Source organism: Rhodococcus sp. Ni2 (assembly GCF_021352185.1).
GTDB lineage: Bacteria > Actinomycetota > Actinomycetes > Mycobacteriales > Mycobacteriaceae > Rhodococcus_F > Rhodococcus_F qingshengii.
Map to the genome: position 1 here is coordinate 224,621 of NZ_WOXZ01000001.1, position 25,191 is coordinate 249,811.

The 25,191-nt window shown below is 63.2% G+C and carries 21 protein-coding genes; 14 read left to right on the forward strand and 7 right to left on the reverse strand.

Annotated elements, in window-relative coordinates; genetic code table 11:
• Positions 1-12 precede the first annotated feature (12 nt).
• The 5 genes from GN300_RS00995 to GN300_RS01015 all read left to right on the forward strand — a co-directional run bounded on the left by GN300_RS00995 (position 13) and on the right by GN300_RS01015 (position 10,385).
• On the forward strand, positions 13-762 hold the full coding sequence (locus GN300_RS00995) for a hypothetical protein (protein ID WP_003945111.1): 750 nt from the start codon (positions 13-15) through the stop codon (positions 760-762).
• A 68-nt stretch (positions 763-830) separates the two neighbouring features.
• The gene (locus tag GN300_RS01000; protein ID WP_063316846.1) at positions 831-1,832 is read left to right on the forward strand and encodes an ABC transporter ATP-binding protein; all 1,002 of its coding nucleotides are present in this window, start codon (positions 831-833) and stop codon (positions 1,830-1,832) included.
• A complete protein-coding gene (locus GN300_RS01005) occupies positions 1,829-2,602 on the forward strand; it encodes an ABC transporter permease (RefSeq protein WP_007736136.1) in 774 nt (257 codons plus the stop codon). The genes GN300_RS01000 and GN300_RS01005 overlap by 4 nt, the downstream gene beginning before the upstream one ends.
• A gap of 36 nt (positions 2,603-2,638) precedes the next feature.
• Positions 2,639-6,448: an ABC transporter ATP-binding protein gene (locus GN300_RS01010; RefSeq protein WP_063316845.1), complete on the forward strand. Its 3,810-nt coding sequence runs from the start codon at positions 2,639-2,641 to the stop codon at positions 6,446-6,448.
• Between the two features lie 175 nt (positions 6,449-6,623).
• Entirely contained in the window at positions 6,624-10,385 is a 3,762-nt protein-coding gene (locus GN300_RS01015) for a multifunctional oxoglutarate decarboxylase/oxoglutarate dehydrogenase thiamine pyrophosphate-binding subunit/dihydrolipoyllysine-residue succinyltransferase subunit (protein ID WP_047268983.1), read from the forward strand.
• A 72-nt stretch (positions 10,386-10,457) separates the two neighbouring features.
• On the opposite strand, the gene GN300_RS01020 is transcribed toward GN300_RS01015, so the two are convergent.
• Positions 10,458-11,087 carry a TetR/AcrR family transcriptional regulator gene (locus tag GN300_RS01020; protein ID WP_007736130.1) on the reverse strand — a complete coding sequence of 210 codons (630 nt, stop codon included), beginning with the start codon at positions 11,085-11,087 and terminating at the stop codon, positions 10,458-10,460.
• Between the two features lie 71 nt (positions 11,088-11,158).
• Here GN300_RS01020 and GN300_RS01025 point away from each other — a divergent pair, with 71 nt between their 5' ends.
• The 3 genes from GN300_RS01025 to GN300_RS01035 all read left to right on the forward strand — a co-directional run bounded on the left by GN300_RS01025 (position 11,159) and on the right by GN300_RS01035 (position 14,565).
• Positions 11,159-12,733: an NAD(P)/FAD-dependent oxidoreductase gene (locus GN300_RS01025; RefSeq protein WP_003945071.1), complete on the forward strand. Its 1,575-nt coding sequence runs from the start codon at positions 11,159-11,161 to the stop codon at positions 12,731-12,733.
• Positions 12,730-13,560 carry an SDR family oxidoreductase gene (locus GN300_RS01030; protein WP_007736128.1) on the forward strand — a complete coding sequence of 277 codons (831 nt, stop codon included), beginning with the start codon at positions 12,730-12,732 and terminating at the stop codon, positions 13,558-13,560. Before GN300_RS01025 ends, GN300_RS01030 begins: the two co-directional genes overlap by 4 nt.
• A gap of 63 nt (positions 13,561-13,623) precedes the next feature.
• The gene (locus tag GN300_RS01035; protein ID WP_063316844.1) at positions 13,624-14,565 is read left to right on the forward strand and encodes an alpha/beta hydrolase fold domain-containing protein; all 942 of its coding nucleotides are present in this window, start codon (positions 13,624-13,626) and stop codon (positions 14,563-14,565) included.
• A gap of 51 nt (positions 14,566-14,616) precedes the next feature.
• Here the strand turns inward: GN300_RS01035 and GN300_RS01040 are convergent, their stop codons facing one another.
• Positions 14,617-15,501: an ABC transporter substrate-binding protein gene (locus GN300_RS01040; protein WP_030536932.1), complete on the reverse strand. Its 885-nt coding sequence runs from the start codon at positions 15,499-15,501 to the stop codon at positions 14,617-14,619.
• A gap of 203 nt (positions 15,502-15,704) precedes the next feature.
• Between GN300_RS01040 and GN300_RS01045 the strand changes: the two genes are divergently transcribed.
• From GN300_RS01045 to GN300_RS01060, 4 genes are read left to right on the forward strand one after another with little or no spacing between them, the layout of a single operon-like run.
• Positions 15,705-16,643, forward strand: a complete 939-nt coding sequence (locus GN300_RS01045; RefSeq protein ID WP_003945094.1) for an ABC transporter substrate-binding protein — start codon at positions 15,705-15,707, stop codon at positions 16,641-16,643.
• Between the two features lie 4 nt (positions 16,644-16,647).
• A complete protein-coding gene (locus GN300_RS01050) occupies positions 16,648-17,793 on the forward strand; it encodes an ABC transporter ATP-binding protein (RefSeq protein WP_003945084.1) in 1,146 nt (381 codons plus the stop codon).
• A gap of 4 nt (positions 17,794-17,797) precedes the next feature.
• On the forward strand, positions 17,798-18,481 hold the full coding sequence (locus GN300_RS01055) for an ABC transporter permease (protein WP_007736121.1): 684 nt from the start codon (positions 17,798-17,800) through the stop codon (positions 18,479-18,481).
• Entirely contained in the window at positions 18,478-19,167 is a 690-nt protein-coding gene (locus tag GN300_RS01060) for an ABC transporter permease (RefSeq protein ID WP_003945081.1), read from the forward strand. Before GN300_RS01055 ends, GN300_RS01060 begins: the two co-directional genes overlap by 4 nt.
• A 73-nt stretch (positions 19,168-19,240) precedes the next feature.
• Here the strand turns inward: GN300_RS01060 and GN300_RS01065 are convergent, their stop codons facing one another.
• The 4 genes from GN300_RS01065 to GN300_RS01080 all read right to left on the reverse strand — a co-directional run bounded on the left by GN300_RS01065 (position 19,241) and on the right by GN300_RS01080 (position 22,716).
• Entirely contained in the window at positions 19,241-20,434 is a 1,194-nt protein-coding gene (locus tag GN300_RS01065) for an NADP-dependent malic enzyme (RefSeq protein ID WP_003945072.1), read from the reverse strand.
• A 420-nt stretch (positions 20,435-20,854) separates the two neighbouring features.
• Positions 20,855-21,247, reverse strand: a complete 393-nt coding sequence (locus GN300_RS01070) for a hypothetical protein (protein WP_007736120.1) — start codon at positions 21,245-21,247, stop codon at positions 20,855-20,857.
• Positions 21,248-21,250: 3 nt separating this feature from the next.
• A complete protein-coding gene (locus tag GN300_RS01075; protein ID WP_164490628.1) occupies positions 21,251-21,865 on the reverse strand; it encodes a MarC family protein in 615 nt (204 codons plus the stop codon).
• Positions 21,862-22,716: a PHP domain-containing protein gene (locus tag GN300_RS01080; protein WP_042923377.1), complete on the reverse strand. Its 855-nt coding sequence runs from the start codon at positions 22,714-22,716 to the stop codon at positions 21,862-21,864. The genes GN300_RS01075 and GN300_RS01080 overlap by 4 nt, the downstream gene beginning before the upstream one ends.
• A gap of 169 nt (positions 22,717-22,885) precedes the next feature.
• On the opposite strand from GN300_RS01080, the gene GN300_RS01085 reads away from it, so the two are divergent.
• Together GN300_RS01085 and GN300_RS01090 are read left to right on the forward strand one after the other, a co-directional pair.
• Positions 22,886-23,956 carry a magnesium and cobalt transport protein CorA gene (locus tag GN300_RS01085; RefSeq protein ID WP_007736118.1) on the forward strand — a complete coding sequence of 357 codons (1,071 nt, stop codon included), beginning with the start codon at positions 22,886-22,888 and terminating at the stop codon, positions 23,954-23,956.
• 134 nt (positions 23,957-24,090) lie between these two features.
• Entirely contained in the window at positions 24,091-24,537 is a 447-nt protein-coding gene (locus GN300_RS01090; RefSeq protein WP_007736117.1) for an SRPBCC family protein, read from the forward strand.
• Between the two features lie 25 nt (positions 24,538-24,562).
• Here GN300_RS01090 and GN300_RS01095 read toward each other — a convergent pair whose 3' ends face one another.
• Positions 24,563-25,147: a suppressor of fused domain protein gene (locus GN300_RS01095; RefSeq protein ID WP_007736116.1), complete on the reverse strand. Its 585-nt coding sequence runs from the start codon at positions 25,145-25,147 to the stop codon at positions 24,563-24,565.
• Positions 25,148-25,191: the final 44 nt, after the last annotated feature.

The following is a 25,191-nucleotide window of genomic DNA, read 5'->3' on the forward strand; positions in this document are numbered from 1 at the left end:
GGAGGGGCAGCAATGAGCAAGTCGACGAACAACGACAGCGGGCGTATCGAGAAGGTCCTCGTTTCCGTTCTCGACAACGGAAGCCGCCTGCAAGCGCCCGCAGTGGCCAAATACGTCAACCATGTCCGTAAGGCCCACCCCGACGAGTCACCTGCTCAGATCGTCGAGCGGATGGAGAAGATGTTCATTCTCGCCGTGACCGGCAGCGGCAGTGCCGTCGGCGCCACCGCCGCGGTGCCGGGCGTCGGAACGGTCGCGTCCATCGCTGCCGTCGGTGCGGAATCGGCTTTCTTCCTCGAGGCGTCAGCGCTGCTGACGTTGGCAATTGCGTCAGTGCATGGAATCTCCGTACAGGATCACCAGCAACGACGTGCCCTGGTCCTGGCAGTCGCCCTCGGCGAATCCGGTATGGAGATCGTGCAGAAGGCCACCGGAATCACAGCCAAGAACTGGGGAACGGCAATCACGAGCAAGATTCCCGGACCCACGATGAGGGGAATGAACAGCACCCTCGTGCGGAAATTCGTGACCAAGTACGCCGCCAAGCGCAGCGCACTGATCCTCGGCAAGCTCGTTCCGGCCGGAATCGGTGCGGTCATCGGCGGTGCGGGCAACCGTGCAATCGGCAAGGGCGTCGTCAAGAATGCGCGCGAAGCCTTCGGACCGGCACCGGCCAGGTGGACCGACCACCTGATCGTGATGCCTGCCGACGATGCCGCAGTGCTTCCCCAGACGGAGACACGCCGGGCCATCCGCAGATAGCCGTCCGGGCCGTAGGCTCGCATCACGTATTCGCCGCCGACCCGGGAGCAGCATTGACGAACACCGCAATGGGATCCTTCTCTGCCCCCATCGAGATTCGTGGGTTGACGAAGACGTTCAAGGTGGCGCGCGCGGTCAACGACCTGAGCTTCGACGTTCAGGCGGGCTCGATCACCGGGTTTCTCGGCCCGAACGGTTCGGGCAAGACGACCACGTTGCGGATGCTCCTCGGACTGGTGTCACCGACGTCGGGATCGGCCACGATCAACGGCACCCCGATGCGTTTGCTGCCCAACCCGGCTCGGACCGTCGGCGCAGTACTCGACGTCGGCAGTCTCCATCCGAAACGAACGGCGCTCGGACACCTCGAGATCTACGCGGCCGCTATCGGCATGCCGACTCAGCGCGCGGCGCAGGTGCTGGACATGGTCGGTCTGAGATCGGTCGGAGTCCACAAGACCGGCACCTTCTCGCTCGGAATGCGCCAACGCCTGATCCTTGCCACCGCGATGCTCGGTGATCCCGAGATCCTCGTGCTCGACGAACCCGCGAACGGACTCGACCCCGAGGGCATGGCGTGGCTTCGTCAGTTCCTGCAGACCTTCGCCGGTTCCGGCCGAACGGTTCTGATCTCGAGTCACGCGCTTCGTGAAGTGGAAGCGACCGTCGACAGCGTGGTCATCGTCAGCGCCGGCTCACTCGTCTACCAAGGGACCATGGACGAACTTCGCCGCTCGCAGCGCAGTCGACTGCTCGTCTCGTGTTCCAACCCAGCGCTCCTCGCCACGGCATTGGCCGCTCGCGGAATCATCGACGCCCAGATCACGCAGGACGGACGGCTCGCCGTGGGCGGCACCGACACGTCGGTGCTCCCACCGGTGGCATCCGCCGCCGGTGTCACGATCTTCGGCGTCGCAACCGAAGGCGCAGATCTCGAGCAACTGTTCCTCGCGATGACAACACCGCAGTACGCGGTTCCCCAGGTCGGATACCACCGCCCACCCGGTCCCGGTTCCGGACCGGGCTATTACGGCCCTGCCGCATACGGACCTTCCGGAGGACACCGATGACCACGCTCGTGCGCGCGGAGACACTCAAAGTTCTCACCCTGCGCTACTGGTGGGCACTGGCCATCGCACCGGTCGTCGTGGCCGTGCTGATTGCTGCCTCCACCAGGACGTTCGTCGAAGCCGTGGCCGATTCGGCAGACACCACCTTCGACGTCGATGTCGTGTCCACCGGCGTCAGCCTCGGTGTCTCCAACACGCTTGTCCTGGTGTTCGCGGCTGTCTTCGGAGCACTCACCGCCGGATCCGAATTCGGCTACAAAACTCTCACCACGACGTTCCTCACAGCTCGCGGCCGTGACGGAGTTCTCGGCGCAAAACTTGCCGTCGTCGCGGTATTCGCCGTCGGCTACGCGTTGGCGGTCGAAGTAGTCAGCATCGGCGCGATGTTGCTCTTCGGCCGGGACTTCAGCTTCACCACCGATCTCTTCGCCATCTGCGCCGCAGGCATTCTGGCGTGCGCTCTGTGGGCGCTGCTCGGCGCCGGGGTGGCACTGCTCACCGGTTCGTCGATGGCCGGTGCCCTCTCGGTCATCCTGTGGTTCGTCTTCGGTGAATGGATCGTCCGCGCAGTGCTGCTCGCGATGGATCTCGGCGGGGTCGGGGCCGCGCTTCCGGTGTCGGCCACGATCGGCACGATCATCAATGCGGCCCCGTCGATCGACGTCGATGCGTTTGCGTCCTGGCCGAGCGGCCCGATGATGCTGGCAGCTTGGGTGGTTCTGTTCTGCGGGCTCGGTTGGCTGCGGACCAGGACCCGCGACATCACCTGAAAAGGCTGTCTGGGGCCGGGTCTACCGTGGATCTCGATGAACACGATCAACACGGACAGTCCGGTAGCTGGAGAGGTCGATCGAGCTCCGGGCTGGATCCGCCGCTTGGCGCACGCATGCTGGTTGCACCGAAGAGTTGCCATCGGCGCGCTTCTGGTGACCGTCATCGCTTCGGCGATCGACATCTCGTTTCCTCTTCTGACCCGCTATGCGCTCGACGCCGCAAGCCAGGAGAACCCAGGCAAGGTGATCGGGTTCGTCGCGCTGGCGATCGCGCTGCTCGCGGTCGTCCGCTTCGCGTGCCAGTACGGCCGACGGATGCTTGCCGGCCGACTCTCGCTCGATGTTCAACACGACTTGCGGCTCGCCTTGCTCGGCTCGCTGCAACGCCTCGACGGACGCGGGCAGGATCAGATCCGCACAGGCCAGGTGGTATCCCGGTCCATCACCGATCTACAACTCGTCCAGGGTTTGCTCGCGATGGTGCCGATGTCCGCGGGTGCGCTCCTGCAATTCGTGCTCGCGATCGGCATCATGGCGTGGCTCTCGCCGCTGTTGACTCTCGTCGCTGTCGCCGTCATCCCCGCAGTAGGGCTGGTGGTGTTCCTGATGCGACCGATGCTCTTCGCCGCAACATGGTCCGCGCAGCAGCGGGCCGCCGACCTCGCCCAACATGTCGAGGAAACCGTCACGGGCGTGCGCGTCGTCAAGGGATTCGGGCAGGAACAACGAGCCGTCGACCAACTCGAAAAGCACAGCCGCACGTTGTATTCGGAGCGTCTTCGCGCCGCGTGGTTGAACGCGAAATTCGCGCCGACCATGGCCGCCTTGCCCCAGCTCGGGCAGGTGGGAGTGATCGCTCTCGGCGGGTATCTCGCACTGCACGACAAGATCACCGTGGGAACGTTTCTCGCGTTCGCCACCTACATCGTGACGATGACCGGAGTCACCCGAACTCTGTCGTCGGTCATCGTCATGGCGCAGCTGGCGCGCGCCGCTGTCGAGCGTGTCTACGACGTCATCAACGCTCAGCCGGACATCGCCGATCCAGACCATCCGGTGGACCTGCCCGACGGTCCTCTCGGAGTCACCTTCGACGACGTGGCATTCGGATTCGACACCGAACGCGACGTCCTGACCGGGCTGAACCTCCGCATAGAACCGGGCGAGACCGTCGCCGTCGTGGGGCCGGCCGCGTCGGGCAAGACCGCGTTGTCCTTGCTTCTCCCCCGGTTCTACGCCCCGACTTCGGGTGTAGTGACCGTCGATACCGCGGGCGAGACGTTCCCCATCGGCGAACTGCGCACAGAACAGCTTCGTGCCGCCGTCAGCCTGGTCTTCGACGAACCTTTCCTGTTCTCGGACACCATCGCCGCCAACATCGCACTGGGGCGCGAGGACGCCTCCGACGAGGACATCCGCGCCGCAGCTGCATTGGCACAGGCAGACACCTTCATCGAGGCACTCCCGGACGGATACGACACCGTTGTCGGTGAACGAGGTCTGACGCTGTCGGGCGGCCAGCGTCAGCGCATCGCGCTTGCCCGAGCCCTCCTCGTCGACCCGCGGATTTTGGTCCTCGACGACGCCACCTCCGCGGTCGATGCGGCAACCGAGGCTGCGATCTTCGACGCGTTCCGGGCCAGACGACGGCAAACCACGCTGATCCTCGCGCACCGGCGATCCACCTTGACGCTGGCAGATCGCGTCGCGGTTCTCGACGGCGGACGGATCATCGACTCCGGAACCGTGGACGAACTGGAAGCGCGATGTCCGCTCTTTCGCGCCCTGTTCTCCTCGCCGCCGGAACTACCGGCCGAACTCGACGACGTCGACTCCGATGCTTTCGGACGTGACCGCAGCGAGCCGACAACCGAGCAGTTGTGGCCGCAGGCACCGGAATCCGAAGCCGACAGCACAGCCGCTACCACGCAGGGTGCGGGCGGACCGATGGCCGGAGCGCTCAGCGGAATCGCGGTGACTCCGTCTCTGCGGGCAGCAGTCGACGCTCTCCCACCCGCACGCGAAGACCCCGGAATCGCTCCTGAGAGCCTGCGCGAATCGAATCCACAGTTCTCACTACGACAGATTTTGAGGCCGGTCCGCTGGGTTCTACTGGCGGTTGTCGTGTGCCTTGCCCTGGACTCCGCAGCGGCGATCGCATTTCCCTCCCTCGTCAGATACGCGATCGACCACGGAGTCGTGACCGCGGACAGCAGCACGCTCTGGATCGCGACGGCATTCGGCGCGCTCCTGGTCGCAGCGGACTGGGTCGTCGTCGCGGTCATGACGGTGCTCACCGCCCGGGCCGGCGAACGCGTGTTGTTCGGGCTCCGCGTACGCAGCTATGCACACCTGCAGCGCCTGGGTCTGGACTACTACGAACGGGAATTGTCCGGCCGCATCATGACGCGTATGACCACCGACGTCGACGCGCTCTCGTCGTTCATCCAAACCGGTATGTCGACGGCGATCGTGAGCGTCCTGACCGTCGGCGGAATTTCGATCGCCCTCCTTGCGACCGACGTGACGCTCGGCCTGGTGGCGCTGGCCGTCATCCCACCGCTCGTGGTTGCGACCGTGATCTTCCGCAAGATCTCCTCGGTTGCCTACAGCCAGTCCCGCGAACGGATCTCGCTCGTCAATGCCGACTTCCAGGAGAACATCGCCGGTCTGCGAGCAGCTCAGGCCTACCGCCGCGAAGAAGGTGCGGCGCGTAGGTTCGCAGAACGCTCCGAGAGCTACCGCCGATCGCGGATGCGGTCGCAGCGAGCCATTTCGATCTACTTCCCTTTCATTTCGTTCCTGTCCGACCTCGCGTTGGCCGCGGTCGTGTTCGTCGGTGCGCACCAGATCGCCAACGGATCGACTTCGCCCGGCGTACTGATCGCTTTCGTGCTCTACCTCGGTCTGCTGTTCGGACCGATTCAGCAACTCTCACAAGTGTTCGATGGTTACCAACAGGCAAACGTCGGATTGCAACGAATCGGCGACCTGCTGCGCACTCGCAGTTCGATCGAGACTGCCGACAGCGAGGATTTGATCGCGATCTCCGGACGACTCGACGGCGCCGTCCATCTCGACGGGGTCGGGTTCCGGTACTCGGGTGCGGACGTCGACGCCCTCTCCGATTTCGATCTGCAAATCCCGCCGGGCACGACCGTCGCTCTGGTCGGCCGAACCGGTGCCGGGAAGTCGACGGTCGTGAAGTTGCTCGCCCGCTTCTACGACCCGACGTCCGGATCGGTCGACGTGGACGGAACCGACATCCGGAACTTCCACCTCTCGCAGTACCGACGTCGCCTCGGCGTGGTCCCACAAGAAGCCCATCTGTTCACCGGCACGGTCGCCGACAACATCGCGTACGGCAGGCCGTCGGCGTCGCACGCGGAGATCGAGGAAGCGGCACGTTCCGTCGGCGCACTGAATTCGATAGCCGACATGCGTGGAGGCATGAATCATCCCGTCGGCGAGCGCGGCCAGGGGCTCTCGGCGGGCCAACGCCAACTGATCGCATTGGCCCGTGCCGAACTCGTCGACCCGGACCTTCTGCTCCTCGACGAGGCGACCGCGACGCTCGATCCCGCGACCGAACGAATGGTGCTCGAAGCAAGTCGGTCGGTCACCCGGAAACGGACTTCCGTCGTCGTAGCTCACCGCCTCGCGACAGCTGCCCGAGCGGACCTCGTTGTCGTAGTTGACCGGGGACGTATCGTTGAATACGGCCCGCACGATGTTCTGCGGTATGCCGGTGGTCACTACTCGGGACTCTGGGATGCATCGCAGGCGCGTGAGGGGAATAATCTGACGTCGAGAACTGTCATCGAAGGCAACCCCGTCGCGTGACAGTCGGCACGGATTTGTACCGCCGAGAGAAAGTGCGCGATCGCAAGATCACGTACTTCCGTGAGACAGCTCACAAATTGTGTGCCGCACAATTGCTCGTCACACGCTCGGGCTAATCTCATGTATATAGGCGCTCTGATCGGGTACCGAAATAGAAACGAGGCGAACACCTGCCGTGAGCAGCAGTTCTACATCCCAATTCGGACAGAACCAGTGGCTGGTTGACGAGATGTACCAACGCTTCCAGGACGATCCGTCGTCCGTGGATCCCAGTTGGCACGAATTCTTGACCGATTACTCGCCGGACTCGGCGAACACGGGAGGTGGAAACGGGACTGCCTCGAACGGCAACGCGGCTGCACCCGCCGCTGTTGTAGCTCCGCCTGCTGCTCCCAAGGCCACGCCTCCCGCCCCCAAGACCGCACCTCCTGCACCGGCTGCCAAGGCTGCCGCTCCGGCCCCCGCGAAGACGGCAGCGCCCGCCGCCAAGGCCGCCCCGGCCCAGCCCGCAGCAGCCAAGCCCGCGGCCGCTACTGCGAAGCCCGCCCCTGCCGGCGGAGCCGAGGAAACCAAGGTTCTCCGCGGCGCCGCAGCCGCAGTCGTCAAGAACATGTCGCTCTCGCTCGAGATCCCGACTGCAACCAGCGTGCGTGCCATCCCCGCGAAGCTGATGTTCGACAACCGCATCGTCATCAACAACCACCTCGCGCGTACCCGCGGCGGCAAGATCTCGTTCACCCACCTCTTGGGTTACGCGATCGTCCAGGCAGTCAACGCGTTCCCCAACATGAACCGGCACTTCGCCGAAATCGACGGCAAGCCGAACGCGGTCACGCCCGAGCACACCAATCTCGGACTCGCGATCGACCTTCCCGGAAAGGACGGCAACCGCTCACTGGTAGTTGCCGCCATCCGGAACACCGAGTCGATGAACTTCGTCCAGTTCCACGCGGCATACGAGGACATCGTCCGACGCGCCCGTGAAGGCAAGCTCACCGGCGAAGACTTCACCGGCGTCACCATTTCGCTGACCAACCCGGGCGGTATCGGCACGGTTCACTCCGTTCCTCGCCTGATGAAGGGCCAGGGCGCCATCATCGGTGCCGGCGCGATGGAATACCCCGCCGAGTTCCAGGGCGCCAGCGACGAGAAGCTGGCCGAGATGGGCGTCGGCAAGTTGATGACTCTCACCTCGACCTACGATCACCGCATCATCCAGGGTGCCGAGTCGGGCGATTTCCTGCGCACGATCCACAACCTGCTGATCAGCGACGAGTTCTACGACGAGATCTTCCACGCGCTCGGCAACCCGTACGAGCCGGTGCGGTGGCGCAAGGACGTGCCGGAAGGCGCTGTCGACAAGAACACCCGCGTTCTCGAACTGATCGCTGCATACCGTGACCGCGGCCACCTCATGGCCGACACGGACCCGTTGCAGTTCGTCAAGGACAAGTTCCACAGCCACCCCGACCTCGACGTCATCAGCCACGGCCTGACGCTGTGGGATCTGGACCGTGAGTTCAAGGTCGGCGGCTTCCACGGTCAAGAGAAGATGAAGCTGCGCGACGTGTTGAGCGTGCTGCGCGACGCGTACTGCCGCCACGTCGGCGTCGAGTACACGCACATCCTCGAGACGGATCAGCGTCAGTGGATCCAGGACCGCGTCGAGGGCCATCACGCCAAGCCTTCGGTCGCTCAGCAGAAGTACATCCTGAGCAAGCTCAACGCCGCCGAGGCCTTCGAGACGTTCCTGCAGACCAAGTACGTCGGCCAGAAGCGCTTCTCGCTCGAAGGCGCCGAAGCCGTCATCCCGATGATGGACGCCGTGATCGACCAGGCCGCCGAGCACCAGCTCGACGAGGTCGTCATCGGCATGCCGCACCGTGGCCGTCTCAACGTGCTTGCCAACATCGTCGGCAAGCCGTACTCCAAGATCTTCACGGAGTTCGAGGGCAACATGAACCCGGCAGCCGCTCACGGCTCCGGCGACGTGAAGTACCACTTGGGTGCCAGCGGAACGTACATCCAGATGTTCGGTGACAACGACATCGCTGTCTCCTTGACCGCAAACCCGTCGCACCTCGAGGCCGTCGACCCGGTTCTCGAAGGCCTGGTCCGCGCCAAGCAGGACATCCTCGACAAGGGTGAAGAAGGCTTCACCGTCCTGCCGCTCATGCTGCACGGTGACGCTGCATTCGCCGGTCAGGGCGTTGTCGCCGAGACGCTCAACCTCTCGCTGCTTCGCGGTTACCGCACCGGTGGCACCGTGCACATCGTCGTGAACAACCAGGTCGGCTTCACCACCGCTCCGGAACATTCACGCTCGTCCGAGTACTGCACCGACGTCGCGAAGATGATCGCCGCACCGGTCTTCCACGTCAACGGCGACGACCCCGAGGCTTGCGTCTGGGTTGCTCAGCTGGCCGTCGACTTCCGTGAGAAGTTCGGCAAGGACGTTGTCATCGACCTCATCTGCTACCGCCGTCGCGGTCACAACGAGGGCGACGACCCGTCGATGACCCAGCCGGCCATGTACGACGTCATCGACACCAAGCGCAGCGTTCGTAAGAGCTACACCGAGTCCCTCATCGGCCGCGGTGACATCTCGCTCAAGGAAGCCGAAGACGCACTTCGCGACTACCAGGGCCAGCTCGAACGGGTCTTCAACGAGGTCCGTGAACTCGAGAAGTTCCAGCCCGAACCGTCCGAGTCCGTCGAACTCGACCAGACTCCCCCGGCTCGCCTGACCACGGCTGTCGCTCCCGAGGTCCTCGAGCGCATCGGTGATGCGTTCGTCAACGTCCCCGACGGCTTCACCGTTCACCCGCGCGTCAAGCCGGTTGCCGAGAAGCGCCGCGAGATGGCCCGTGAGGGACATGTCGACTGGGCGTTCGCAGAATTGCTCGCGTTCGGCTCGTTGGCCGAGCAGGGTGCCTTGATCCGCCTCGCGGGTCAGGACTCCAAGCGAGGAACGTTCACGCAGCGTCACTCGGTCCTCATCGACCGCAAGACCGGCAACGAGTACAGCCCGATCGCCAAGATCGCTGCCGACGCCGAAAACGGCGGCAAGTTCATGGTCTACGACTCCGCACTCACCGAGTACGCAGGTCTGGGCTTCGAGTACGGCTACTCGGTCGGTAACCCCGACGCTCTGGTCCTGTGGGAAGCGCAGTTCGGTGACTTCGTCAACGGCGCGCAGACCATCATCGACGAGTTCATCTCTTCGGGTGAGGCCAAGTGGGGTCAGCTCTCCGACGTCGTGCTGCTCCTGCCGCACGGTCACGAGGGTCAGGGTCCGGACCACACCTCCGGTCGCATCGAGCGTTTCCTTCAGCTGTGTGCAGAAGGCTCGATGACCGTTGCGGTTCCGTCGACTCCGGCCAGCTACTTCCACCTGCTGCGTCGCCATCACCTCGACGGCATCCGCCGTCCGCTGGTGGTTTTCACGCCCAAGTCGATGCTGCGTAACAAGGCTGCCGTCAGCAACGTCGAGGACTTCACGACGGGCAAGTTCCGTTCGGTCTTCGAGGAGCCGGCATACGAGAGCGGCGAAAGCGCACGCGAATCGGTCAAGCGGGTTCTGCTGGTCAGCGGCAAGCTGTACTGGGAACTCCTGGCGAAGAAGCACAAGGACGAGCGTGACGACATCGCCATCGTGCGCATGGAGCAGCTCTACCCCGTGCCGAAGCGTCGCCTCAAGGAGACCCTGGACCGTTACCCGAATGCGGATCAGTTCCGTTGGGTCCAGGAAGAGCCCGCAAACCAGGGTGCGTGGCCGTTCCTCGGGCTGGCTCTGCCGGACCTTCTGCCGGAGACCTTGACCGGTATCAAGCGCATCTCGCGTCGTCCGATGTCCGCTCCCTCTTCGGGATCGAGCAAGGTCCACGCGGTGGAGCAGCAGGAGATCTTGGACGAGGCGTTCCTGCCGACCAACTGATCTCAGTAATTTGACAAGGGCCGGGCCCCACATTCCGCAAGGAGTGTGGGGCCCGGCCTTTCTGCGTTCACGTCAATTCGATTGCAGCAGACCCAGATCCGGCCCGGCATCGAAGCCGACGGCGGCCAGTGCCAACGCAGGTAACGACTGAACCGTCAGGTCGATCAGTTCCTCGCGGGTGATGGCGGGCGCTCGGAGCCAACTGATGGTGGCTTCCTCGACAAACGCGATCCAACCGCGAACGGCCAACTCCACCTGAGGTGTTCGAGTCAGGCCGATCTTCGGGAGCTGATCGAGGGTTCTCTTGGCCATGATGTCGCGAGTCTGCTCGAACACCTCACGCATCTGCGGATCCCCGCTGGCGGTCCCCCGGAGCAGCGAGACGTAGGTATTGCGGTTCTCGGTCACGTAGTCGACGTACGACGCCAGCACCGAGCGGAGGGTGAGCATCGGATCGTCCGACTCGCTCGGCTCGGTGCGCTGGAGCATCTGTTCACTGCTGTGTCGGACGATCGCCAGATGGAACTCGCTTTTCGACGCGAAGTAGTGGAACAGAAGCCCCCGCGAGACACCAGCCTGATCGGCGATGTCCTCGACGGAAATCTGTTCGAGCGGCCGTTCGGCCAGCATCCGCGCCCCGAGGTCGATGAGTTGCGCTCGGCGTTGCGCAGGGTCGAGCCGTGTTCGCTTTACTGCGTCCATGCCCAACAGACTACTGAATATTCGTCAATAAGCTATTGACCGTGACTCAATAAAGGCATATCGTTCCCTACATGAGTCTTCCAGTTACAGATACCTCAGCACCTGCCGCGGATACTCGCCACGTCGGCACACTGATCATCGGCAGTGGTTTCGCCGGTCTCGGTGCGGCGATCAAACTGGCACAGGCCGGCATCACGGACTACGTCGTTCTCGAGCGCGGCAACGACGTCGGCGGAACCTGGCGTGACAACAGCTACCCGGGCGCCGCGTGTGACGTGCCGTCGCATTTGTACTCGTACTCTTTTGCACTCAATCCGGAGTGGACGCGCTCCTTCTCCACTCAGCCCGAGATCTACAAGTACATCCAGTCGGTGGCCAACCGCCACAAGGTGCTCGACAAGCACATCTTCGACTGCGATGTTCTCTCCGCACGCTGGGACGAGGCGTCTGCTCGGTGGCACGTCAGCACCAACAAGGGCGAATTCGTCGCAAAGATCGTCGTCTCGGCCGTCGGCGCATTGTGTGAGCCTTCACTTCCGGACATCAAGGGCATCGACGGCTTCAAGGGCGAGATCTTCCACTCCTCGCGTTGGAACCACGACGCCGATCTGACCGGCAAGCGTGTGGCCGTCATCGGAACCGGCGCCTCGGCCATCCAGATCGTGCCGGCCATCGGCAAGAAGGTCTCGCATCTCGACGTGTACCAGCGCACGGCGCCGTGGATCCTGCCCCGCGCAGACCGCGAGTACACCAAGATCGAGCACCTCGCGTTCAAGTACCTCCCCGGCTTCCAGAAGTTGTGCCGCACCGGTATCTACTGGATGCGAGAGACGCAGGTCGTCGGCCTGGCCAAGGCGCCGGTCTTCATGAAGCCGCTGCAGTTCGCCGCCGAGCGTCACCTGAAGGCCCAGATCAAGGACAAGGATCTTCGCAAGAAGGTCATGCCCAACTTCCAGATCGGCTGCAAGCGCATGCTGATCTCGAACAACTACTTCCCCACCCTCGCCCAGGACAATGTCGACCTGGTGACCGAAGGCATCGAGGAGGTCACCGCCAACGGGATCGTTTCGAAGACCGGCACCACGCGTGAGATCGATGCCATCGTCGTGGCGACCGGATTCCACGTCACCGACTCCCCCACCTTCGCGGGAATCTTCGGCAAGGACGGACGCTCGCTCGCCGAGGTCTTCGAAGAGACCGGCATGCAGGGATACAAGGGCGCGGCAGTTGCCAACTTCCCCAACATGTTCTTCCTCGTCGGACCCAACACCGGCCTCGGACATTCATCGATGGTCTTCATGATCGAGTCGCAGATCAACTACCTGGTCGACGCGATCGCCACCATCGACAAGTACGACATCGGCACCATCGAGGTGCGCAAGGACAAGCAGGACAAGTACAACAAGGACCTGCAGGCAGCTATGTCCAAGAGCGTGTGGAACAACGGCGGTTGCGCCAGCTGGTACATGGACAAGCACGGAAACAACACCACCCTGTGGCCTGGCTTCACCTTCCAGTTCCGCAATGCCACCAAGCATTTCGACCTCGCGGCATACCGCAGCGTCGCCACCTCGGATCTTGGCGCCGTCGGCACCGCGACCACTTCACAGATCGACCTCGACGACGAGAAGGCAGTAGCACAATGAGTGATTTTGCAGGCAAGGTCGTAGTCATCACCGGAGCGGGATCGGGCATCGGTCGCGCACTAGCACTGAACCTGGCCGGCCAGGGCGCCAAGTTGGCAATCTCCGACGTGGACACCATCGGGCTCGCCGAGACAACGCGTCTGGTGGAAGCCATCGGCGCCGAGGTGAAGTCGGACCATCTCGACGTCACCCAGCGCGAAGCGGTTCTCGAGTACGCCGACGCGGTTGTCGCCCATTTCGGCAAGGTCAACCAGATCTACAACAACGCCGGAATCGCCTACCACGGCACTTTCGAGAAGTCCGAATTCAAGGACTTCGAACGTGTCATGGACGTCGACTTCTGGGGAGTTGTCAACGGCACCAAGGCATTCCTCCCCCACGTCATCGCATCCGGCGACGGGCACATCGTGAACGTGTCGAGCCTCTTCGGTCTGCTGTCGATGCCGGGTCAGAGCGCATACAACTCGGCCAAGTTCGCCGTTCGCGGTTTCACCGAGTCGCTTCGCCAGGAAATGCTGATCGCCAAGCACCCGGTGAAGGTGACCTGTGTGCACCCGGGCGGAATCAAGACCGCCATCGCACGCAACGCCACCGCAGGCCCGGGTGAAGATCTTGCGGTCTTCTCCGAGTTCTTCGACCGCAAGCTCGCGCGCACCACACCGGAGGACGCCGCCAAGACGATCGTCAACGGTGTTCGCAAGAGCAAGCCGCGAGTTCTCATCGGGATGGACGCAATCGCACTCGACGCCTGGGTTCGCCTCGTAGGATCGGGCTACCAGCGCATCGTCGCGATCGTCGCCGGCCGAATGATGCCCAAGTCCAGCTGAGTTCGTTTCACAGCGCAGTTCGTTTCACAGCGCAGTTCGCACAAAGAGTCAGGAGCCCTGCCGGTGAGCACGTTCACCCTTCCGCTGCCCGTGGTCGCATTCTTGTTGAAGCCGTACTTCCGTCTGGCTTTCAACTCGCGGCTGCCGTATCGGATTCAACGTCTGTTGCTCGAGGCCGGGGCACCGCTACAGCAGGTTCCAGCGGGCGCCGTCGTGCGCCCGCTGGAGCTGGCTTGCCGACCGGCAGAGAAGATCACCGTCGGCGCAACCGAGCGCCCCACCGCAGTTCTCTACCTGCATGGCGGGGCGTACACGCTGGGTTCGCTGTCCACACACCGTTCTCTCGCAGCTCATCTCGCCCGTGAGTCGTCCAGTGCGGTCTTCACCTTGGACTACCGTCTCGCGCCGGAGAATCCGTATCCCGCCGCTCTCGACGACGCGGTCTCAGCCTTCATGCAGTTGGTCACCGAGTTCGACTATTCGGAAGACCGCGTTGCCATCGCCGGCGATTCGGCCGGTGGCGGCCTGGCCGCGGCGACCGCTATCCGTCTGATCGAGCGTCACGGCGTGACCCCCGGCGCGCTTGCCCTGATCTCACCGTGGGTCGATCCCGGCGATCGGAGTGCTACCAAAAAGGCCGACCTGGTGGTCAACACAGCGTGGTCCTTCGACGCCGCCGACGCCTACCTTGCCGGAGGCGACCGTACTGATCCCGGCTACGCACCGATGCATGGCAAGCTCGACGGGTTGCCACCCACCAGGATTCACGTCGGTTCCGAGGAAGTCCTCTACCCGCAGATCATGACGTTCACCGACAAGCTCTCCGCTGCCGGCGTCGACGTGTCCCTGGTGGAGTACGCGCGACTGTGGCACGTGGCTCACGCACAGGCGTCACTGGTGAAGGAAGCAGCAGACGCCGTTTCCGACCTCGGCCAGTTCATCGCATCGAAACTGATTCGTGCCAAGGATGATTCGAGTTCAGCAGTGGGCTCGAACAGTCACTGACGGGTGGCCCACTCCGTCCATGTCACTGACGGGTGGCCCACTCCGTCCATGTCACTGACGGGTGTCCCACCAGGTGCGGGCGACTTCCGAGGCTGACGCCTTGCCGGTCCGCACCTGCTCGATCATTGCGGCGAGATCGGTGGTGGACAGTTCACCGGCAACGACGCTGAGCGCCTTGACAGCCGAATCTCCCAGTGCGCCCGCTCGAAAGAGCGGAACGACATTCTGCGCAGCCAGAACGTGATTCGAATCAGCGAGCACTGTGACGGCATCGGATTGTGCCAACGCCGACAGCGTCGTGGTTCCGAATACTTGTGCACCGGGTACGTCTGCCGGCGTTGCCTGATCGACACCGGCGAAGACACACTCGGCGCCCTCGGCCAACTGTTCCACTGCCCCGTCCTCGACGAATCTCGCGGAGACGAGCGGCCTCGCCGCGGCACACGAAGGAGCAAAGGCTTCTATCGTCTTCGCTCCCAACGACTGTGCGTATCCGGTGTCGAGTGCGAGGACCGCACGATCTTCGGCCATCGCATAGTCGGAGACCGAAAGACCCTCCGGCAGAGAGCGACTCAAGGCTTCGAAGACGTCGTCGGCCTTGCGGGCCGGGGATGACGGGTCGTAGTGATCGAGCAGCGCGCCAGTGAACTCGGGCACCAAAGTGACTCGCGCTGCGTCCAGAGCCTCGAGTGATTGGTTTCGGCCACCACCCACCGATTCGACGCGAGCCGACAGGCCGGAGGAGGAGAGCACCGTCGAATACACCTCGGCCAACACCGAACTCTCCACCGATGCGTCAGCAGCCACCACGATCTGGTCACGAGACTCCGCTTCGGCACCCTCTACCACCGAATCGCCGTTTGCGCATCCGCTGAGAATCGGCAGGACCATCAGTGCTGCAACAACAGTCGAATACTTCGTGCGTGTGCTCTTCACCGAAATCCTCACATCCAATCCCATGGATCGAAAACCGTGCCATGTCGGTACCTATCGTTACACTTGTCGGGCGATGCGCGGTAACCAGTCCTGACGCAGCCACTCGGTGGCGGCGCCGTCGAAGTCACTCGGGTGGCTTCGCCACAAGGGAATGGTTTCCGACGCCCGAAACACGGGACGCCCGAAAAACCGGAAGGACGCTCATGCGCACCTCACGATTTCGTTCCAACCGTTGGCTCGTAGCCGCGGCAACCGTTGTCTCTCTGACTGCACTGACAGCGTGCGGTAGCAGCGACGGTGACTCCAACAGCGATCCCAACGCGATCGTTGTCGGCTCCGCCAACTTCACCGAATCCGAGACGATCGCCAACATCTACGCCGAAGCACTGCGTGTCAACGGGTTCGATGTGTCCACGTCGTTCAACGTCGGCAGCCGCGAGGCGTACATTCCGGCACTCAAGGACGGGTCCATCAGTGTCATTCCGGATTACACGGGAAACCTCCTGCAGTACTTGGATCCCGACAGCACGGCCACCAGCTCCGCTGACGTCCTCGCTGCTCTTCCCGCAGCTCTCGGGTCGGAATTGGCAATTGCGACGCCTGCATCCGCCGAGGACAAGGACGCCGTCGTCGTCACGAAGGAAACCGCTGACAAGTGGAACCTGAAGACGATCGCCGATCTGGCTCCGCATTCCGCCGAGGTCAAGTTCGGTGCTCCGGCCGAGTTCCAGGAACGTCCAGCCGGATTGCCCGGTTTGAAGTCCAATTACGGCCTCGACATCTCGGCAGCCAACTTCGTTCCGATCGCCGACGGCGGTGGACCGGCAACCGTGAAGGCTCTCTCCTCCGGTGACATCACCGCGGCAAACATCTTCACGACGTCGGCCTCCATCCCGGAGAACAACTTCGTGGTTCTCGAAGACCCGAAGAACAATTTCCCGGCTCAGAACGTGGTGCCGGTGCTGCGCGCGTCGAAGTCTTCCGACAAGTTGAAGACAGTCCTCGATGCGGTGTCCGCCAAGCTCACCACCGAAGAGTTGTTGGCACTCAACGTCCAGGTGTCCGGCGACACCAAGACGGAGCCGGCAGCGGCGGCCAAGGCGTGGGTGACGGCGCAGGGCCTCGACAAGCCGGTCTCGTAGTCACGTGATCACCTTCGAGGGCGTCACCAAGCAGTATCCGGACGGCACCACCGCCGTCGACCGTCTCGATCTCACCATCGAGGCCGAGTCGTTCACGGTGTTCGTGGGGCCGTCCGGGTGCGGCAAGACGACGTCGATGCGCATGATCAACCGGATGATCACACCGACGTCGGGCAAGATCTTCGTCGACGGTCGTGACATCGCCCAGACCGACGCGGTGAAACTGCGTCTCGGTATCGGGTACGTCATCCAGAACGCCGGCCTGCTTCCGCACCGCACCGTGATCGACAACGTCGCAACGGTTCCGGTGCTGCGCGGTGAGTCCCGCCGCGCCGCCCGTAAAGCCGCGTTGGGTGTGCTCGAACGAGTCGGTCTGGACATCTCACTTGCCACCCGCTACCCCGGGCAACTCTCGGGTGGACAGCAACAGCGTGTGGGAGTTGCGCGTGCATTGGCGGCCGATCCGCCGATCCTGTTGATGGACGAGCCGTTCAGCGCCGTCGACCCCGTCGTGCGTGAGGATCTGCAGACCGAAATGCTCCGTCTGCAAAGCGAACTGAAGAAGACGATCGTCTTTGTCACCCACGACATCGACGAGGCAGTCAAACTCGGTGATCACATTGCCGTCTTCGGTCCCGGCGGGCGGCTTCAGCAGGTGGCGGCACCTCGCGACGTGTTGGCCGCTCCGGCAACGGATTTTGTCGCCGGATTCGTCGGACGCGATCGCGGCTATCGGGGATTGTCGTTCCGCGCTGCCGACGAGGTTCCGTTGCACCCTGTACGCACGGCCGTCGAGAACGAATTGAAGGCTCTACGTCTCGAATTGGGCGAATGGGTTCTCGTGGTCACGGACAACGGAACTCCGCAGGGATGGATCGACGTGACCGGCGTCGAAGGCCTGCGCTCGGGACGAACCCTTGCTCAGTCGACGTCTGCCGGTGGTTCGCTGTTCTCCCCCGGCGGCGACCTCCGCCAAGCACTCGATGCGGCGATCTCGTCGCCTTCCGGTATCGGCGTTGCCGTCGACGGCGAGGGCGCGGTCATCGGCGGGATCCTCGGTTCCGAAGTCGTTGCGAAATTGGCAGATCAGCGTCGACGCGAGGACGAGGAACGCAACCGCGTCGCCTTCACCGAGGGATTCGGGTCGTAGCGGCATGCGCTGGCTCATCGACAATTTCTCGACGGTCGTGGATTACTCGAAGACCCATCTGTATCTGGCACTGCTTCCTTTGCTGATCGGTCTCCTGATTGCCGTTCCGGTCGGAACAGCGATCCGCAACGTCAGATGGCTGCGCCGAATCACGTTGACCCTGGCGAGCATTGCGTTCACGATTCCGTCGCTCGCGCTGTTCGTCACCATCCCCCAGTTGTTCGGACTCAAGACCCTTGATCCTCTCAACGTCGTGATCGCACTCAGCGTGTATGCGACGGCACTGCTCATCCGGGCAGTACCCGAAGCACTCGACTCGGTGCCGGACAACGTCATCGACGCCTCCACCGCCGTCGGTTTCACACCACTACGACGCGCTCTGACGGTCGAGTTGCCATTGGCGCTGCCGGTGATGATCGCGAACATCAGAGTTATTGCCGTTACCAATATTTCGCTGGTGTCAGTCGGATCTCTGATCGGAATCGGCGGGCTTGGAGTCCTGTTCAAACAAGGCTACGACCGCGACTATCCCGACCAGATCGTTGCGGGCATCATCGCGATCGTCGTGCTGGCACTGGCGCTCGATCTGATCCTGTATCTGATCGGCCGATTCCTGACCCCGTGGACCAGAACGTCGACCTCGTCGAAGGTTCCCGCCGTCCTGTCAGCCGAGGGGGAACCCGTATGAGCATCTTCACCGGGGCCTGGGACTTCATCGTCGATCCCGGAAATTGGAGCGGCGACACCGGAATCGGCACCCGCATCCTCCAGCACCTCTGGTACAGCGTTCTGGCCGTGGCACTTTCGGCTGTGATCGCGGTGCCCATCGGATTACTCATCGGCCATCTGCGTCGCGGTGAGATCGTGGTCGTCAGTCTGGTCAACGCACTGCGGTCACTGCCCACTCTCGGCCTGCTGACCTTCCTCGTTCTTCTCATGGGTCTGGGAGTGATGCCGCCGATTCTCGCCCTCGTCATTCTTGGTATTCCCCCACTACTCGCCGGCACGTACGCCGGAATCGCCAGCGTCGACCGCGGCGTCGTCGAGGCCGCACGGGCGATGGGTATGACCGAACTCCAAGTGCTCTTCCGCGTCGAGATACCCAATGCGCTGCCATTGATTCTCGGCGGACTGCGTAACGCGACACTACAGGTGATTGCCACGGCAACGGTCGCCGCCTACGTCAACCTCGGCGGCCTCGGCCGGTACATCTTCGACGGTCTCGCGCTCTACAAGTACGACCGAGTGGTCGTCGGCGCAATCCTGGTCGCGGTTGTGGCTCTCGTCGTGGACGGCTTACTGGCGCTGGTGGTCTGGGCATCGGTTCCCGGGACCGGCAGGCTGCGCCGAACACCCGACCTCACTCGTCTGTAGCTCTCGGTACACACGAAAAAGCCCCGATCGGAACCTTGTGTGCGGGTTCCGATCGGGGCTTTCGTAGTCCCTCTTAGCTGGTCACGCCCTCAGCATGCGCTGCGGCCGCGACGGCTTCCGCTACTGCGGGTGCCACGCGAGGGTCGAGTGGGCTGGGGACGATTTTGTCCGCCGCCAACTCGTCGCCGACCACCGACAGGATTGCCTCGGCGGCAGCGAGCTTCATACCTTCGGTGATGCGACGGGCGCCGGCGTCGAGCGCGCCCTTGAAGACACCGGGGAAGGCAAGAACGTTGTTGATCTGGTTCGGGAAATCACTACGGCCCGTCGCCACGATCGCCGCGTACTTCGACGCGGTTTCGGGGTGAATCTCCGGGTCCGGGTTGGAGAGTGCGAACACGATCGACTCGGGAGCCATCGAAGCGATGAGCTCCTCGGGGATCTTGCCCGCCGAGACACCAAGGAACACGTCAGCACCTTCGAGAGCCTCGATGGCACCACCATGCAGGTCACGGGGATTGGTGCGGGCCGCGAGTTCTGCCTTCACGTCGTTGAGGTCGCTGCGCTCACCCGAGATGATGCCCTTCGAGTCCAGCACGATGACGTCGCTGATTCCGGCGGCGAGCAGGATGTTCGCGCAGGCAACACCCGCAGCGCCGGCGCCGGAGATGACGACCTTGAGTGTGGTGATGTCGCGGCTCTGGACCTTCACGGCGCCCTTGAGTGCCGCGAGGACCACGATGGCGGTTCCGTGCTGATCGTCGTGCATGACGGGGCAGTCGAGAGCTTCGATGACGCGCTTCTCGATCTCGAAGCAACGCGGCGCCGAGATGTCCTCGAGGTTGACCGCGCCGAAGCTCGGACGCAGTCGGATGAGTGTCTCGACGATCTCGTCGGGATCCTTGGTGTCGAGAACCAGCGGAATGGAGTTCAGTCCGGCAAAGTTCTTGAACAGCGCCGACTTGCCCTCCATGACGGGCAGCGACGCGCGAGGGCCGATGTCGCCGAGTCCGAGAACCGCGGTGCCGTCGCTGACCACGACGACGAGTCGGTTGGTCCACGTGTATCGATCGGCGAGGGTTTCGTCTGCAGCGATGGCGCGGCTCACCTGAGCAACACCCGGCGTGTAGGCGATCGAGAGGGCCCGCTGCGTATCGAGCGGTGCTGTGGTCTCGACCGAGAGCTTGCCACCGACGTGAGCGGCAAAGATTTCTTCGTCGGTCAACTCGACCTTGGGTACGTTGATGGCTTCAGTCACGAGGGACACGATGACACTCCTGATTAGTCCAGCCTCAAGCGGGGCTGGGTTACTGGGAAGTAATCCTTCGGACCGCTGCGAAACCACGTTCACAACGGTCAGAGATCATTTCTTCCGCGAACGACTACTGAGAAGAAGAGCATTCGGCGTGCGCGAGAAAGTGGGCCGCAATACATCCGAAGCGTCATGGTGTGGGGCGGGTGAGCCCTGGCGTATCCATGCAATCTAGGTTTCGGGAGAAATTCTGACGAAACCTGCACTTCGGGGCCGGGCTGTGGCGCCGCCTCGAAGTAACTCCAGTTTGCCACCAGAGTCGGATCACAATCAAATCCTCCAAGCGGTCGGATTCCTCACCACACTCGAAACCGAGCCGTCATCCCCACCGTGTCATCCCCACCCAGTCATCCCCACCGTGTCATCCCCACCCAGTCATCCCCACCACTGCGTCACCAACAACAGCCCCGCCACCACGAGCACGACCACCGATCCGGCAACCGCCGCGATACCCCGCCTGCGGTCGCACCAGATCTGCGCGGCGAGAGCAACCACCGAGGCCGCAATGTGCGCGGTGATCGACGTTGTTCCCGGACCTGGGAATCCGCGGTTGCCGCCCAGATATGCCGAACCGATGATCACGAGTGTCAAGACCACGATTCCGGCCGCCACGGTGCCGCTCAGGGCGCGTAGAGCGCGGACCAGCAGCCATTGTCGTTTGTCGGCGGGATAGTCGTAATCGTCTTCGTACTGATAGTCCTGATATTCCTGGTACTGGTAGTCGTCCTCGTACCTGTCGTTCCGGTCGTACCTGTCGTCGTATGTCATCTCTTACGCTCCCGCGACGAATCCGCGGACTGATTCCGCAATGAGTTGAACCGCGATGGCGGCGAGCAGAAGACCGGCGATGCGTGCCAGCAGACTGATGCCACCCTCGCCCAGTATCCGGATCAGTGCGGTCGAGAAGCGCAGGACCACGAACAGCACGAGGTGGATGGACAGAATCGCCAACGCGATCGCCAGATACGACGCCGCTTCACCGTCGGCCTGGGCGACAAAGACGATGACGGCCGCTATCGCACCGGGACCGGCCATCATCGGCGTTCCCAGAGGAACGAGTGCGACGTTGACGTCGTCGGCTCCCTGCGGACGGTTGGAGGCCTTTCCGGTCAGCAGTTCGAGTGCGATGAGAAGCAGCAGCAATCCGCCGGCGCCCTGCAACGCCGGAATGCCGATGTGGAGGTAGTTGAGGATCGCCTGACCGCCGATGGCAAAGACCGAGATGACCGCCAGGGAGACGGCGGGGGCCTGCCATGCCGCTCGATTGCGATCTTCACGGCTTTTACGTCCGACGAGTGACAAGAACACCGGGATGACTCCGGGCGGGTCCATGATCACGAACAGCGTGATGAACACGGTGAGGTAGAGCGTGGTGTCGAGCATCAGCGCCCCAGTACCTCCACGCCGGTGGCAGCCGAGACGAGTTTGTCGAACTCGGCTTCGTCCGTGAGCTCGTCGCCGAGTCCGATCGTCTTGTTCTCGCCGTGGTAGTCAGAGGATCCGGTGACTGCCAAACCGAGGTCGACAGCCAGGCGGCGCAGGACGTCACGATCGTCGCTGCGATGGTCCGGGTGATCGACTTCGAGGCCCCCGAGACCCAAATCGGCCAGATCGCGGATGTGGTCGAGCGCAAGCAATCCGCCGCGCGAACGGGCCCGTCCATGCGCAAGGACGGTCACTCCCCCGGCGGCTGCCACCAGTTCGACGGCGTACTCGAGCGGAGTGTCGTACTTGGGAACGTCGTATCGTCCTCGACTGGACAACAGGTCGGAGAAGGCCTCACTGATGCTCGACACCACTCCCGCTCGCATCAAGGCCGCTGCGACGTGCGGGCGTCCGACGGACGGACCGGCGTCGGCGAGGATCTGATCGGGATCGACGGGCAGACCGTCACGCGCCATCATGGTCGTCATCACCCGGATACGTTCGACGCGTTCGGCGCGCAGTCGCTCACGTTCTTTTGCGAATTCGGGGTGCGTCGGATCGAACAGGTACGCAAGCAGATGTACAGCGACCGGCCAACCACGCTCACCTCGACCTTCGCACGACATCTCCATCCCACGAACCAGGCTGACGCCGGCCGGCAAGGCCTGCGCCGCCTCGGCCCAGCCCGAAGTCGTGTCGTGATCGGTGATGGCGACGACGTCGAGTCCGGCGTCGGCTGCGGCGCGCATGAGGGCAGCCGGGGTGTCGGTGCCGTCCGATGCGTTGGAGTGGGTGTGAAGGTCTATTCGCACTGTTCCAGTGTGTCAGCAATCGGCAACTTCATCGCGCTCCGGTGGGCGAGCCGGAAGCTGACGTACGATTACGCCGCAGCGGCAGCGCAATTCGATCAGGTGTCTCTGTAGTGCCGTTCCCCTGCCGTTCCACTGCATTACAGACCGAGAAGGAGCGAGCGTGCCAACCATGCCGTCACTGCCGAATTGGTCGAACGGCAAATCGACGCAAGCCGATGCGCCCAAGATCCCCGTTCCGGCTGCCCGCGCGATCGTCGACTGCGCGGTCTACGTGGATGGCGTGCGGTTGCCGGGCAAGTACACGCACCGCGCCGCGTTGGCCGAGGTTCGTAGTCGCGACAACGCGTTCGTCTGGGTGGGCATGCACGCTCCCGACGAAGGTCAGATGCAAGATGTCGCAGCAACTTTCGGACTCCACGAGCTGATGGTCGAGGATGCCGTCCATGCACACGAGCGCCCGAAACTCGAACGCTACGACGACGTCATGTTCCTGGTGCTGCGCACGGTCGTCTACGTACCGCACGAGTCCGTCGCGACGGCGAGCGAGATCGTCGAAACCGGCGAGATCATGGTGTTCGTCGGCCCCGACTTCGTGGTGACCGTCCGGCACGGGGATCACTCCGAACTGGCAAGCGTGCGCAAGTCACTCGAGCAGAACCCCGAGCGCCTCACCATGGGCCCGTTCGCGGTGTTGCACGCGATCACCGACCACGTCGTAGACAGCTATCTCTCCGTCATCCAACTCGTCGAACAGGACGTCGACAGCATGGAAGAGTTGGTGTTCAACCCGCGGAACACCGTTGCCGTCGAGCACATCTACCTGCTCAAACGTGAAATCGTCGAACTACGACGCTCGGTCACTCCACTCGGATTGCCACTGCTCCAGCTGACCCAGCCCGCGGGCGGCCTCGTCCCGAAGGAGATCCGGCGATACTTCCGTGACGTACGAGATCACCACACGATCGTGGCCGAACGTATCTCGGAATACGACGAGGTGTTGAGTTCGCTGGTCGACGCCGCACTCGCGAAGATCGCGGTGCAGCAAAACACCGACATGCGCAAGATCTCCGCGTGGGTCGCTATCGCCGCCGTGCCGACCGGCGTTGCCGGTATCTACGGGATGAACTTCGAGAACATGCCGGAACTCGGTTACAAGTACGGCTATCAGTCCATCCTGTTCCTCATCGCGTCGGTGTGTGTCGGCTTGTTCTTTCTCTTCCGTCGCAACAACTGGCTGTGAACCTCGCACGCTGACTCCCTGTACTTGCCACCGTCGCAGGCGGACAATGGATATGGGTACGCATTTTCATTCCGTTCCCGAAATCCATTTTGCGACAAGCAAATTCAGATCCAAGGAGAAGTGGAGGAGCAACCATGCCTACAGTCGAGCAATCCGTGGAGATCGCGTTGCCACCCAAGGACGTCTGGGAGTACATCGCCGTCGCCGAGAACTGGCCCAACTGGGAGAATTCGATGGTCGAGTGCAAACAGATCACCGACGGCCCGATGGGCGTGGGAAGCCGCTGGCACGGTGTCTCGCGAATCCTGGGCAAGCGTCTCGAGTGGACATCCGAATTCACCGAGTACGACCCACCGAGATCTTCGAAATCGACGTCCGTCGAAAGTCCGGTCAGCTTCTCGCAGACCACGACCTGCGAAGAAGTCGGTGACGGCACTCGGGTCACCTACCGACTCGACAGCGAAAGCGGCCTGGGAGGAGTATTCGGCAAGATGGCCGACCCGATCGTCACGAAAGCATTTTCACGGACGGTTCGGGTAAGTCTCGAGAACTTGGCGGACATCCTCGTGCACGCCGAATGATCTGACGGACAAAGCGCCAGCGCAGCTAGAGCGAGGCAGCGGAACGGTGCGGATCGCGGATGTCGATCCCCGCCTCGGTCCACGCTTCCCTCAGTGCCTCCGCGCCGCGCAGACGCACCCAGGCGGCTTCGGTACCGGTCAGGGGGACCACACCAAGGAAGCGCACCGGGTCGAACGGCTCCGGCAGCGTCAGGTCTTCGATCCCGCTGTCACCGAGAAGCACCGCCGTGAACGCAGTGTCCTTCCACAGCGGCTCGCCCAGGTCCAACAGTGCGTCCTCGAGCAGCACGACGCCTTCGACGGACGGCGCCGCGGCCAGCACCGCGAGCGTCCTGGCCACACCTGACGCCACACCGGTGCCACCGCGCAGCGTGAGTACCAACTCGGCGCGGGGTCCGCGTGTGGGGTCTGCGACCAGTTCGTTGGGGTCGCCCATCGGATGACGCGAGCACCCCAGTGTGACGTAGCGGACCAGGCCGTCGGGTGATTCGAAACGCAGCACGTCCAGCGGTTCGACACCGAGGAACGTCACCGAGGCCGCGGTGGGGTCCGGCCCCTCGATGCTGCTGACGAGATGGGCCCGGACGGAAGATACGACGCTGTCTGACACTCGTCCATCTAAACACCGTGCCCGCGAGGTTCGCAGCGCAGATA

Coding starts and splice junctions, on each gene's coding strand:
- GN300_RS01070 (WP_007736120.1), bottom strand. CDS start 21,247: ATGACATACGACGACAGGTACGACCGGAACGACAGGTACGAGGACGAC.
- GN300_RS01045 (WP_003945094.1), top strand. CDS start 15,705: ATGCGCACCTCACGATTTCGTTCCAACCGTTGGCTCGTAGCCGCGGCA.
- GN300_RS01030 (WP_007736128.1), top strand. CDS start 12,730: ATGAGTGATTTTGCAGGCAAGGTCGTAGTCATCACCGGAGCGGGATCG.
- GN300_RS01000 (WP_063316846.1), top strand. CDS start 831: ATGGGATCCTTCTCTGCCCCCATCGAGATTCGTGGGTTGACGAAGACG.
- GN300_RS01055 (WP_007736121.1), top strand. CDS start 17,798: ATGCGCTGGCTCATCGACAATTTCTCGACGGTCGTGGATTACTCGAAG.
- GN300_RS00995 (WP_003945111.1), top strand. CDS start 13: ATGAGCAAGTCGACGAACAACGACAGCGGGCGTATCGAGAAGGTCCTC.
- GN300_RS01090 (WP_007736117.1), top strand. CDS start 24,091: ATGCCTACAGTCGAGCAATCCGTGGAGATCGCGTTGCCACCCAAGGAC.
- GN300_RS01010 (WP_063316845.1), top strand. CDS start 2,639: ATGAACACGATCAACACGGACAGTCCGGTAGCTGGAGAGGTCGATCGA.
- GN300_RS01060 (WP_003945081.1), top strand. CDS start 18,478: ATGAGCATCTTCACCGGGGCCTGGGACTTCATCGTCGATCCCGGAAAT.
- GN300_RS01020 (WP_007736130.1), bottom strand. CDS start 11,087: ATGGACGCAGTAAAGCGAACACGGCTCGACCCTGCGCAACGCCGAGCG.
- GN300_RS01085 (WP_007736118.1), top strand. CDS start 22,886: ATGCCGTCACTGCCGAATTGGTCGAACGGCAAATCGACGCAAGCCGAT.
- GN300_RS01005 (WP_007736136.1), top strand. CDS start 1,829: ATGACCACGCTCGTGCGCGCGGAGACACTCAAAGTTCTCACCCTGCGC.
- GN300_RS01025 (WP_003945071.1), top strand. CDS start 11,159: ATGAGTCTTCCAGTTACAGATACCTCAGCACCTGCCGCGGATACTCGC.